Raw genomic sequence first — 11027 nt, forward strand, 5'->3', positions numbered from 1 at the left:
AGGCGTCATGGGTAGATCACCAGGCGCCGGTTCTGGTGATGGGCGGCGAGTTCGGCGTCGATGCCACGGGACGTGATCTGGCGGACGTCGGTCTCCACCTGTTCCGTGGCGGTGTTGAAAACGCCCTGGACGGTCCGGTACTGGCCGTTGGCCATGAGGTCCTGCAGCGTGAACCCCACCCGCTCCCGATCGGCGGTGTTCAGGACGTTGCCGTACAGGCGGCTGCGACGCTCGCGGAACCATTCGGCGATCTGGCGGAACTTGAGGATCAGTTCCACCACCAGTTGCACGACGGTGAGCGCGGCCACCGCCGTGAGCAGGATGGTTTCGATGACCATGCGAGGGCCCTCCGGCTCAGTTGATGATCAGGAGTGGGGTGTCGCCGAAGGCGTCGGTGAGTTCCTCGTCGAACTCGTCCACGAGGAGCCGCGTCGCGCACGGCGTGCCGTCCGGGGCACAGACCAGCTCGCCGGCGGAGTCCAGGAACATCAGCGTGACCTCCGTCCCGCCTTGGGGGCGGGGCGTGCGCAGGATGCCGCCTCGGGCGGCGGCGTTCCCCGGGGGCCGGTGGGCCACGAACCAGCCGATGGCCTCGGCGTATCCCAGGCGCCGGTCGGGGTGAGGGGGCAGGGAGATCCCGTGGACGAGGTCCCGGACGGCGGTGAGCCGCTGGATGAGTTTCCGGGTTCGCGGATCGGCTCTCTCCGGGGAGTCGGGTTCGGCGGGTGCGTCGCGCTTGTCGCGTCGGCTCATACGGCATGCCTCTTCTTGGGAAGGGGAGGGTGAGTTGTCGTGCCTACAGGCGGTGGATCACGACCCGGGCGGTGCGGTGCGTCTGGGCGAGGTCCCAGCCGAGGCGATCGGACTCGATGGTGCGGTACTCGGCCCAGTGGTTCGTCCGGGTGTTGAAGACGCCTTGCACGGTCCGGTAGGAGCCGGACGCCATCAGGTCGACGATCGTGGCGGCGACGAGGTCGCGGTCGAGGAACACGGCGCGACGAGCCCGGAACCAGGCCATCACCGCCGGTAGCGTGAGGACGGTGACGTGGACGGCGCCGGCCACGGCCGCGCCGCCCAGGAGGCTCCCGATCGCAGCCAGGATGATCATCGTGATGGGTTCCATTGATCCTGCTCTCTGTGTCGAGCCGTCGTGAGCGCACCAGGACCGGCCGAGGCGGTGCGCCCGTACGATCGCGTCGTCACGGTTCATGGTGTGCGCTGGAACAGCGGGGCGACAGCGGGCTAGCACGCATCCGTTCCGGCGCCCGCGGGGCGACACTGATGCCGTTCCAGTGGACCGGAAACGCGCGGAATAGAGCGGAGCAGGACATCAGTGCATCAGAGCTGACGGTGCTGATCGTCGATGACGATCGGTTCTTCCGGGAGATGGCCGCAGCGCTGCTGGACGGGCAGGGCCTGGTCGTCGTCGGCGATGCCGCGGACGGCGCGGCGGGTATCGAGCAGGCGTGCCGGCTGCGGCCGGACGTGGTGCTGCTGGACATCCAGCTGCCCGACCTCAGCGGCTTCGAGGTGTGCCGGATCCTGGTCGACGCCGGTCTTCAGGTGGTGCTCTGCTCGGCACGCGAAGCGTCGGCGTACGGGCCGCTGGTGGCGCGATCAGGTGCTCGGGGTTTCATCTCCAAAACGGTGCTGTCCCCGCAGGAACTGACACGCATAATCGAGTCCTGACTTCACCTCCAACGGTGCTCGGCCAGGAACGCGTCAGCGGCCGTCCGCGGGATTCGGAGGGATCGTGAGCAGCAGGCTCGGCTCACTGTGGGTGGTGCCCATCGCCGCGGCGGTGGCGGCGTTGGGCGTGGCCGGCATCGGTATCGCCGCCGGTGAGGCGAACGCCGACCCGTTCCGGGTCGCCCTGCACGCGGCCGCCGGGACGCTGTTCCTGGCGGCGGGGCTCATCGCGCATGTCCGGCGGCCCGCCAACCCGATCGGACTGTTGATGATCGCGGTGAGCGGGGGATTCTTCGCCGAGGACCTTCAGTTGTCGCCGGTGCCGTGGATCCACACGATCGGCGAGCTGACGGTCGCGGGGTCCAGCGGGTTCCTCGTGCATCTGGCGCTCGCGTACCCGACCGGGCGGATCAGCTCGACGGTCGGCCGGGTGGTGATGTGGACCGCCTACACCACGATGGTCGCCCGGGGCGTGCTCAACGCCCTGTTCACCGACTGGCGGCGGCACTCGACGGAGAACGCGCCCGGGCTGCTGCTGATCGTGCACAGCGACACGATCACCAGGATCTCGACCACCGGCACGCATGTCGTGACCGTGCTGGTCGCCGGCGCGCTGCTGCTGATCCTGCTGCACCGGTGGCGGCACGCCGAGCCTCTGCTGCGGTCGCTGCTGATGCCCGTGATCATCATCATGCTCGCGGTCGCGTTCGTGTCGGCCCTGGGCACGACCCTCAACCTCGACCCGGCGTTGCACCACTCGCTCCTTCGCGTGTACGACGTGGTGTTCCTCCTGCTGCCGGTCGGATTCCTGGCCGGGATGCTGCGGCTCCACCTCGGGCGAAGCGCCGTCGTGCGGCTGCTGCACCAGGTGCCCGAGGCGGAGACGCCCAAGCAGTTGCAGAGCATCCTCACCCGCACCCTGCATGACCCGTCACTTCAGATCGCCGTCCAGGCCCGTGACGGCCTGATCGACGTGAACGATCTCCCGCTCGACCCCGGCACACGATCGGTCACCCCTTTGAAGACCCGGGCCGGCCTCGACACGGCCGTGATCGTGCACGATCCGCTCCTGCACGTGAACCAGGACGTGCTCGACGCCGTCGCCGCGGCCGCCGAGCTGCATCTCACCAACCAGGAACTGACCGTCCGGCTCGCTCAACAGCTCAAAGAGGTGGAAGCCTCCCGTACCCGGATCGTCGAGGCCGCCGACGCCGAGCGCAAGCACATCGAGAAGAACCTGCACGACGGCGCCCAGCAGTACTTTCTCGGCGCGATCACCGGCATACGCGTGGCCCAGCGCAGAATCCTGGCAGACCCGCAGGCGGCCGGCGAAGTCCTCGACGAGGTCGCCGCGAAGCTGACCGAAGCCCATGAGAAGGTCAGGGAACTGGCCAAGGGTCTCCACCCGGCGATCATCACCAGCGCGGGGCTGACCGCCGCGCTGGAGGCACTGGCCGCCGACCAGACACTGGCCGCCGACCAGGACACCGTTGTGACGGTGAACGCGCCGCGGCTGGATCGGCTCGACGAGCACATCGCGGTGACCGCCTACTACGTGACCGCTGAAGCCGTGGCGAACGCGCTCAAGCATGCCGCCGCCCGCACCGTCACGATCGCGGTGACCCATGCGGAAGACCGTTTGACCGTCCGGGTGACCGACGACGGCCGGGGCGGAGCGGACCCGGCGCGCAAGGGCATGGTCGGGATCGCCGACCGAGTCGCCGCGGTCGGCGGCAGTCTGCGCGTGCACAGCCCGCTCGGCTCCGGCACCGTCATCGAAGCGATCCTGCCGACCCGGCCCGACCGTGAGGACACCACCACCCATGCCTAGAGTTGTGCTGGCCGACGACCACGCCTTCTTCCGGGAGATGCTCTCCCGGTCCCTGCGCGAGGAGGGCATCGACGTCGTCGCCGAGGCCGGCGACGTCCCCTCCCTGCACGAGGCCGTCGCCCGTTTCGAACCCGACGTCGCCGTGATCGACGTGCGGATGCCCCCCAACGGCACCACCGACGGCCTCCAGGCCGCCGTGGAACTGCGAGCGCGCAGGCCGCACCTCGCGACCCTGGTGCTCTCCGCCCACAAGGAGACCGCCCACCTCGCGGCCCTGCTCGACGGAGGGCGGGCCCGAAGCGTCGGCTACCTGCTCAAGGACCGCGTCTCCAAGGTCGAGGAGTTCGCAGCCGCGATCCGCGACGTCGCGGCGGGCAAGTACGTCGTGGACCGCGACGTCGTGTCGGCCATGGTCGCAGCTCGCCGCCGCCGCATCACCCACCTCACCCCACGAGAGGTCGAAGTCCTCGCCCTGATGGCCGAAGGTCTCTCCAACGCCGCGATCGGCGAACGCCTGCACCTCCAACGCGGCGTCGAAGCCCACATCCGCAACATCTTCGTCAAGCTCGACCTCCCCGAGGCCCCCAGCTACAACCGGCGCGTCCAAGCCGTCCTGCAGTACCTGCAATGACATCCGCCACGATGAAGTGATCGCTCCGGCTCGCCGGGAGGCCCCTGAGCGCCGGCCGCTCTCAGGCCGCCGCCGGCGACAGCTCGCAGACGATCCCGAACAGCTCCGCGAACCGCCCGGTGAACAGGTCACGCCCCTTGTAGTCGGCGACCGCGTCCGCCGTCAGCACGATGGGCCCCTCGGGCGAGGGCAGCTGGCCGACGCCGCCGCCGGGCCCGAGCGGCAGCAGCACGAACGGCAGCGGCGACGGCCGGTGGACTGCGGAAGGCCGCTCGCCGCGCAGCTCGGCGAGGATGTTCGCGGCCACGACCTCGGCGTGGCTCATCGCGTTCCCGGCCATCTTGGCCTCGGGGAGGGCGGTGATGTCGCCGATCGCGTACACGTGCTCGTGGCCTTCGACGTTGAGCGTCTCGGTGACCCGTACGTACCCCTCGGGCGTACGCGCCCCAGCCAGGTCCCCGGTGAGATAGCTCGTGTCGACCCGGACCCCGTACGCGCGGAACCAGATGTCGGCCGCGAGCTCCCCCGACGTGGACGCCACGGTGAACGCCCCGGCCCGCCCCGGCTCCACGGGCGGCGGCGCGGTCAGAGCCGTTCCGAGCAGCACCTCCACCCCCAGCCCGTCGAGCTGCCGGGCCAGCTCCGCCCGCACCTCCGCCTCGAACCCGGGCAGCAGCTCCGCCCCCGGGTCGACGATCGTGACCCGCTTGTCCGGCCACACCTCCTTGATCTCCCCGGCCAGCTCCAGCCCGACCGGTCCGGCCCCCGCGATCAGCACCCGTCCAGCTCGCGCCAGCTCACCGTGCACCCCCCGGACCCGCTCCAGCCCCTCACTGGCCAGCTCCCCCTCCAGCTTGAACGGCGAGGGGTACCTCGACCCGGTGGCCAGCACGATGAAGTCGGCCTCGATCCGCTCCCCGGACGCCAGCACCACTCCGCGGGAGTCGACCGACACGGCCCGCCCCCTGACAACGCGGCCGCGCTCCAGCAGCCGGTCGTAGGGGAAGAACATCTTCTCGGCCCACTCCGGCCGCGCGAGCGCCCGCATGGCGACGGCGTTCTGCACGAACGCGTCCTTGGGCTCGATGAGGACGACGTCCGCGTCCCGGTCCAGCGCCTTGGCGGCGGCCGCGCCGCCGTAACCACCACCGATGATCGCCACTGTACGGCTCATGATGCGCGCTCCTCCCATGTAGTTCGCTACACGAACCATATTAGTTCGTGGCACGAACCGCAAGTGCCCGCCCCTCATGGCCTCGCGTTGGGCGCCCCGGTCCCGGCCCCGGCCGCCGCCCCTTCGCCCGACAGGAGGCCGTCGATGAGGGCCTTGAGCGTCCTGGCGTCGTCCGGGCCGAGCCGGTCCAGCAGGTGGCGTCGGGTGGCCGTCTCCAGTGCCGGCAACGTCGCGTCGATCACGTGCCTGCCCGCCGGGCACAGCGCGACCTCCACCCCGTTCGGCACCTTGCCGCGGGCCACGTAGCCGCGGTCGGCCATCCGGGTCAGCAGGTGCGACAGCCGCGTCCGATCCCAGCCGAGGGCGGCGGCGAGGGCGTTCTGCCGCAGACTCCCGCCGGACTCGTGCAGGCAGACCAGGACGCTCAGCTCCGGCTCGGAGACACCGGACGCCGCCGTGGTCTCGGCGATGACGGCGGCGCGGACCATCTCATGGGCGCGTTTCCACCGCAGCCACAACTCGGTCGCCTCGCCCGGCCCAAGTGTTGACATATCAACAGTCTACTTTCTAGTGTTCGTCCCGACCACATTGCTCGATGTGCAAGGACTTCTCCGATGCTCGATCCTCGACGGCACTACGCCGGCCTGCGCCTGGTGGCGCTGCTCCCCCTCCTGCTGTTCCTCCCCGCCGTGATCGCCTTCTTCACGGACCCGGACGTGGCGTGGGGAGAATACCTGGGCGTCTTCTTCCACCTCTCGATCCTCTTTCTGGTGTCGCGCCTGGAGGCGGCGCCCTGGGCCAAAGCCGCAGGCTACGCCTGGGTGGCGCTCGACGTGCTCGCCGGCGTCCTCATGATCAACGCGGTCGAGTACGACACAGCGTGGGCGGTCCGGCTCGGCGGCCACGTCCTGGCCGGCGTCTGGATCGTGGCGAGTTCCCTGGTCAGCCGTTCCTGGCCCGTCCGCGTGGTCGGCGTCATCACCGGCGTCTGGCTCGCCGGCTACTCCTTCGTCGGCACCCTTCTCGCCGAGGAGTTCCTGCGCCCGGCCGGAATCATGATCCTGGTCTGGTTCGCCCTCCTGGCGATTTTCCACCGCGACGATCCCGGCCACCCGGTGGCACCGACCAGCCCAGCGCCGGCCTGACGCGCGCGGTACACCCACAGCCGGCGGGGCCGATCGCGCTCGGCCGACCGGTCTTGGAGCCGCTCCGGCACTTGAGTATGGGCCTACTCTGGTCGCAGGTGTGTCCGGATTTCACCATAAGCCCTATGATCACCCGAATCCTCACGCTGCTCGCCCTGCTCGCCGCCATGCTGGCGGTGACCGGTCCGCCGGCCAGGGCGGACACCCCGCCGGACGGCGCGTGCGCGATCACGCCGGTCGGCCTCATCCACGACCGGTGGGACCTGCTGGAGGGCAAGGACGGCCCGCTCGGCTGCCCCACCGGCCAGGAGCAGGACGTGCCCGGCCGCAACGGCAGACGCCAGGACTTCGAGCACGGCCAGATCGCCTGGTCACCCGACCAGGGCAAGGACCTCACCGTCGCCGCCTACCAGCGGGGCAGGTCGGCGGTGGTGGAGCTCGGTCCCAGCGACCCGTTCAGCTACGACTCCTTCCTCGTCCGCTGGGACTTCGGCGGCCAGAACCTGGGCCAGGAGGCCGCCAGGTTCGCCACGTCCACGACCGGCTCGCACGTGATCGATCCCGACAGGAACGGCGACTACGTCTTCGTCGTGGAGGGCTGCGACAAGCCCCGCTACGGGTCGTCCAAGTGCCGCCAGGGCTGGACCATCCCGGTCGCCGCGCACGTGGACCTGGCTGTCGGCACCCACGACGGCGTCCCGCCCAAGTGCTTCGTCGGCGACTTCGAGGGTGAGATCTACAGCAAGTGGTACAGCCTCGGCCACGAGAACGGCCCGCTGGGCTGCGCCACGGGACCGGCCGTCGACGTGCCGGGCCGGCACGGCAAACGCCAGCCGTTCCAGCGCGGCGAGATCGTCTGGTCGCCCGACCAGGGTGAGCACCTGACGGTCGCGGCCTACCTGCTGGGCAACAGGGTCAGCGTCGACTGGGGGCCGACCACACCGTACACCTATGACTTCTTCCAGATCCGCTACGACAAGGACGGCGCGAACCTCGGCCAGGACGAGCTCAAGGCCAGGCTCATATCCCCCGCCGACGGCGACCTCGGCCGCTGGACCAGGCGGCTCCAGGGCATGGGCGACTACTCCTTCGTCGTCCAGGGCTGCGACGAGGGCGGCTTCCTCGGCGGGGCGGCGTGCAAGCAGGGGTGGACCGTCCCGGTCCACGTCCAGCTCCAGGCCCTGCCGGGCCAGGCCGCCTGCAGGCAGCAGGCCGGCGGGCTGATCGGCGAACGCTGGCAGGAGCTTCGCGGCTCGGCCGGCCTGCTCGGCTGCCCGACCGGCCAGGAGCAGGACGTGGACGGCCGGCGCGGCAAGCGGCAGGACTTCCAGCACGGCCAGCTCGCCTGGTCACCCGAGCAGGGCGAGGCCATGGTGGTGGCCGCTTACCAGCAGGAGGGCCTGGCCGTCTTCGAGTGGGGCCCGAGCAACCCCCGCTTCACCTACGACACCTTCCTCGTCCGCTGGGACAGCAACGGCAAGAACCTGGGCCAGCAGGAGGTCAAGGGTTCCGGGGTCAGCGGGAAGATCCGGGTGGGGCTGCCGCCCGCGTGGGGGCCGATCACCTTCGTCGTGGAGGGCTGCGACAAGAACGTCACCGGCTCGCACTGCAGGCAGGGCTGGACGATCCCGGTCGGCTTCACGCCCACCCCGTTCAGCGAGGACGTGGACTTCTCCGCGATGGCCGCGACGACTCCCGCGGCGGCCCTGGCCACCCACGACGACCGCACCAGGGCCGTCGTGAAGCAGCTCGCCTGCCAGAAGATCATCGATCTGGACGGCACGCAGCCCGGCGAGGACGAGGCCGCCGCCCTGGTCACCCGCCTGACGAGGGCCGAGCTCGACGGCAACGGCGACGCCTGCCCCGGCGAGCTGCCCAACCGCCTGCTGGTCAACGAGGTCCTGCGCGACATGCCCACCAAGCCGGTGGGGACCGACAGCGACGACTGCCCGGTGGAGAAGAAGACGATCGGCGACTACGACACCTTCCTCAAGGGCCTGGTCTACATCGCCTACAAGCAGCGGACGCTGCTCGACCCGGACGTCTGGCGGAAGATCACCCACGAGCTGCTGACGATGAACGGCCCGCACCGGGTCAGCGAGGAGGGCAAGTCGATCTGCGCCTTCGTCTCACCCGAGTCGGAGAACCACCTCCTGCTCATCGAGAGCGCCCGGTACCTGACCAACCAGATCTTCTTCGCCGAGACGCGCAACGCCATCTGGGACAACCACGTCAACGGCATGGACGTCTACCTGCTGCGTTTCCTCCAGACCATCGCCCAGCACGACTTCCTGGAGTTCAACGCGCGGCCGTACCAGCGCTACTCGCTGAACGGGCTGCTGAACCTGTACGACTTCGCCGAGCAGCCGCGGATACGGGCGGCGGCGCGGATCGTGCTGGACTACACGACCACGAAGTTCGCCGTGTCGAGCAACAAGCTGCGCAGAGCCGGGCCCTTCCGGCGGCTGGTCAAGCACATCGACCCGGTCAACAAGAGCTACTTCAGCAGCGACTCCGACCCGCAGACGGGTTTCTTCCTGCTCTACACCGGCCTGACGGAGTTCACCGCGGGCAAGCTTCCCGGCGCGTGGCGCATCGAGGCGTCCATCGCCGGGCTGTCGGCCTACCGACCGCCGCGGGCCGCCTACGAGCTGGCGATGGACAAGGGCACGCCGTACGAGGAGCGCTTCTACCACGGCGACCGGCCGAAGATCCATCCCGATGCGGACGAGGCCGAGGGAGGCGTCGAGATCTACTCCAGCTCGCCGTCATTCATGATCACCGCGGGTGGGGTCTTCCTCAACAGCGGGTACCGCAGTGACGAGCTGACCGGGTTCCTGCACCGCGGCAACGCCCAGTCGACCACGCTGATGCCGACCGCGCTCAACCTGGAGTTCGCCGACCTCGTCCGCTTCGAGGGCGGCCGCCGTCCCGGCCACTCCCCCGAGGACCGGGATGTCGTCAACACGTGCGTGTCCGGGGGTTTCGCCTGCGGCCTGCACGGCGTGGTGCCCGAGCGCTGGCAGCGGTGCGTGGGGCCGGAGTCCAACGGGCAGTGGCTGCTGCTCGACTCCGACAAGTGCGGCGGGATCGGCTTTCACCTGGCGATCCAGATGAACCGGAACGGCGTCCAGCCGGGGGTCTACGAGAACGCCGGGTTCTTCTACGCGCTGGAGAAGACGAAGATGCCGTTCAGCACCTTCGCCGCCAAGGTCAAGGAGCTCAACACCGGCCTGCCGGAGAACCTGGACGTCACCACGCCCTACACCTTCAGCGCCCCGGACGGCCACACCTACCGGTTCCAGCTGCACCGGTTCGGCGACAAGTACCTGAACCGGATCCTGGAGATCGACGGGGTGAGACAACCGGACAGCCTGACCGGCTGGCCGCTGGCCGACGGGGAGTTCCTCCGCGCCTCCGGCCACGACGGCCTCATCAAGGTGTTCCGGCCCGGCTGCGCGAGTCCGCTGACGCTGGACTTCCGCGACCTGCTCCGCCCGTCGGTGACCGAGCCGGCCGCGCCCGACCCGTCACCGGTCTGCCCCGGCTAGGGCGAGCGAAGGTGTGGTGCGTCGCGGACGTCGTACGGAAAAGAAGACCGCCATTCCCGCCGCGGCGGCTCCTCGTCGGGACGACCGGCCCACTCGGCCCTCACCCTGCCCGAACCGGCAGGTGCTTTGTGAGACCGGCACCTCGGGCCGGAACCGGCGATTGCCGGCTACTTGCTGCGCCACATTCGGACCGATCCCCCAGAGGCCACTGAACGGCGTTGCTGGTGCGCCTCGTCTCCGGATCTCGTACCGGTATCACCAGGCGTCCGGCATCCTCAGCAGCAGGTCCTGCCGCGCGGGTTCAGAGGTGCGCGGTGCCGAGGTCGCGGATCACCTGGGCCAGCGCCCGCACCTGCTCGGACTCGGCGTCGCTGCGCCAGACCAGGCCCCATCGCAGGCGCGGGGCGTCGTGCAGGGGCAGGAACAGCACGTCGGGGCGGGCGTGGTAGCGGGCGGCGTGGGCGCCCATCGGCTGGACGGCCTCGCCGGTGCCGACGAGCATGAGGATGTCGTCCATCTGCCGCACGGCCGGGCCGCGCGGGACGGGCCGGCCGCCCGGGGTGTGGAAGGGGTTGAAGACGTCCTCCCAGTACTCGGGCAGGGCCTCGGCCGGGCGCAGGACGCCGAAGTCGGCCAGGCTCTCGATCGAGACCGACGAGCGCGTGGCCAGGTGATGTCCGGGCGCGGCCAGCAGCACGCGGGGCTCGGTGAAGACGACCGGGCCGACGCTCACATCGGGCTCGCGTACCGGCAGCCAGCAGATCAGCGCGTCGATCTCGCCGTCGCGCAGCGGCGCGAAGGGGCGGACGAACCCGTTGTAGCGGACGCGCAGCCCCCAGTGCGGGTGGCGGGCGCGGAAGGCGTCCCAGAAGGGACGCAGCTCGTGGGCGTTGCTGGGCAGCGTGCCGACACGCAGCACCCGGTCCTGGCCCTGGGCGGCCAGCCGGGCCCGTCGCGTGCTCTCGCGGAGCTGGTGGTAGGCCAGGCGCAGGTCGCCGTAGAGCTG

11 protein-coding genes are annotated in these 11027 nt (G+C 70.2%); 5 read left to right on the forward strand and 6 right to left on the reverse strand.

Annotated elements, in window-relative coordinates; genetic code table 11:
- Positions 1-5 precede the first annotated feature (5 nt).
- From AB0H75_RS28595 to AB0H75_RS28605, 3 genes are read right to left on the reverse strand one after another with little or no spacing between them, the layout of a single operon-like run.
- Entirely contained in the window at positions 6-338 is a 333-nt protein-coding gene (locus AB0H75_RS28595) for a hypothetical protein (protein ID WP_367801344.1), read from the reverse strand.
- Between the two features lie 16 nt (positions 339-354).
- Entirely contained in the window at positions 355-753 is a 399-nt protein-coding gene (locus AB0H75_RS28600; RefSeq protein ID WP_367801346.1) for a hypothetical protein, read from the reverse strand.
- A gap of 43 nt (positions 754-796) precedes the next feature.
- A complete protein-coding gene (locus AB0H75_RS28605; protein WP_367801348.1) occupies positions 797-1108 on the reverse strand; it encodes a hypothetical protein in 312 nt (103 codons plus the stop codon).
- A 173-nt stretch (positions 1109-1281) separates the two neighbouring features.
- On the opposite strand from AB0H75_RS28605, the gene AB0H75_RS28610 reads away from it, so the two are divergent.
- The 3 genes from AB0H75_RS28610 (at position 1282) to AB0H75_RS28620 (ending at position 4151) form a co-directional block, all read left to right on the forward strand.
- Positions 1282-1689, forward strand: coding sequence for a response regulator transcription factor (locus AB0H75_RS28610; RefSeq protein ID WP_367801350.1), 408 nt, complete (start codon positions 1282-1284; stop codon positions 1687-1689).
- A gap of 64 nt (positions 1690-1753) precedes the next feature.
- The gene (locus tag AB0H75_RS28615; protein WP_367801352.1) at positions 1754-3520 is read left to right on the forward strand and encodes a sensor histidine kinase; all 1767 of its coding nucleotides are present in this window, start codon (positions 1754-1756) and stop codon (positions 3518-3520) included.
- On the forward strand, positions 3513-4151 hold the full coding sequence (locus AB0H75_RS28620; RefSeq protein ID WP_367801354.1) for a response regulator: 639 nt from the start codon (positions 3513-3515) through the stop codon (positions 4149-4151). The genes AB0H75_RS28615 and AB0H75_RS28620 overlap by 8 nt, the downstream gene beginning before the upstream one ends.
- 61 nt (positions 4152-4212) lie before the next feature.
- Here AB0H75_RS28620 and AB0H75_RS28625 read toward each other — a convergent pair whose 3' ends face one another.
- The gene (locus AB0H75_RS28625; protein ID WP_367801356.1) at positions 4213-5325 is read right to left on the reverse strand and encodes an NAD(P)/FAD-dependent oxidoreductase; all 1113 of its coding nucleotides are present in this window, start codon (positions 5323-5325) and stop codon (positions 4213-4215) included.
- Between the two features lie 74 nt (positions 5326-5399).
- On the reverse strand, positions 5400-5876 hold the full coding sequence (locus tag AB0H75_RS28630; RefSeq protein WP_367801358.1) for a MarR family winged helix-turn-helix transcriptional regulator: 477 nt from the start codon (positions 5874-5876) through the stop codon (positions 5400-5402).
- Positions 5877-5939: 63 nt separating this feature from the next.
- Here AB0H75_RS28630 and AB0H75_RS28635 point away from each other — a divergent pair, with 63 nt between their 5' ends.
- Both AB0H75_RS28635 and AB0H75_RS28640 read left to right on the forward strand, forming a co-directional pair.
- Entirely contained in the window at positions 5940-6470 is a 531-nt protein-coding gene (locus AB0H75_RS28635; RefSeq protein WP_367801360.1) for a hypothetical protein, read from the forward strand.
- A gap of 125 nt (positions 6471-6595) precedes the next feature.
- Complete coding sequence (locus AB0H75_RS28640) at positions 6596-10021, forward strand: LGFP repeat-containing protein (RefSeq protein ID WP_367801362.1); 3426 nt, start codon at positions 6596-6598, stop codon at positions 10019-10021.
- A 301-nt stretch (positions 10022-10322) separates the two neighbouring features.
- Here the strand turns inward: AB0H75_RS28640 and AB0H75_RS28645 are convergent.
- Positions 10323-11027: LysR substrate-binding domain-containing protein (locus tag AB0H75_RS28645; RefSeq protein ID WP_367801364.1), on the reverse strand; the 705-nt coding region annotated here is incomplete at its 5' end.

Origin of the sequence: Nonomuraea sp. NPDC050783, from assembly GCF_040802095.1 — a bacterium.
Classification (GTDB): Bacteria; Actinomycetota; Actinomycetes; order Streptosporangiales; family Streptosporangiaceae; genus Nonomuraea.

Coding starts and splice junctions, on each gene's coding strand:
- AB0H75_RS28605 (WP_367801348.1), bottom strand. CDS start 1,108: ATGATCATCCTGGCTGCGATCGGGAGCCTCCTGGGCGGCGCGGCCGTG.
- AB0H75_RS28640 (WP_367801362.1), top strand. CDS start 6,596: ATGATCACCCGAATCCTCACGCTGCTCGCCCTGCTCGCCGCCATGCTG.
- AB0H75_RS28620 (WP_367801354.1), top strand. CDS start 3,513: ATGCCTAGAGTTGTGCTGGCCGACGACCACGCCTTCTTCCGGGAGATG.
- AB0H75_RS28610 (WP_367801350.1), top strand. CDS start 1,282: ATGCCGTTCCAGTGGACCGGAAACGCGCGGAATAGAGCGGAGCAGGAC.
- AB0H75_RS28595 (WP_367801344.1), bottom strand. CDS start 338: ATGGTCATCGAAACCATCCTGCTCACGGCGGTGGCCGCGCTCACCGTC.
- AB0H75_RS28630 (WP_367801358.1), bottom strand. CDS start 5,876: ATGTCAACACTTGGGCCGGGCGAGGCGACCGAGTTGTGGCTGCGGTGG.
- AB0H75_RS28600 (WP_367801346.1), bottom strand. CDS start 753: ATGAGCCGACGCGACAAGCGCGACGCACCCGCCGAACCCGACTCCCCG.
- AB0H75_RS28635 (WP_367801360.1), top strand. CDS start 5,940: ATGCTCGATCCTCGACGGCACTACGCCGGCCTGCGCCTGGTGGCGCTG.
- AB0H75_RS28625 (WP_367801356.1), bottom strand. CDS start 5,325: ATGAGCCGTACAGTGGCGATCATCGGTGGTGGTTACGGCGGCGCGGCC.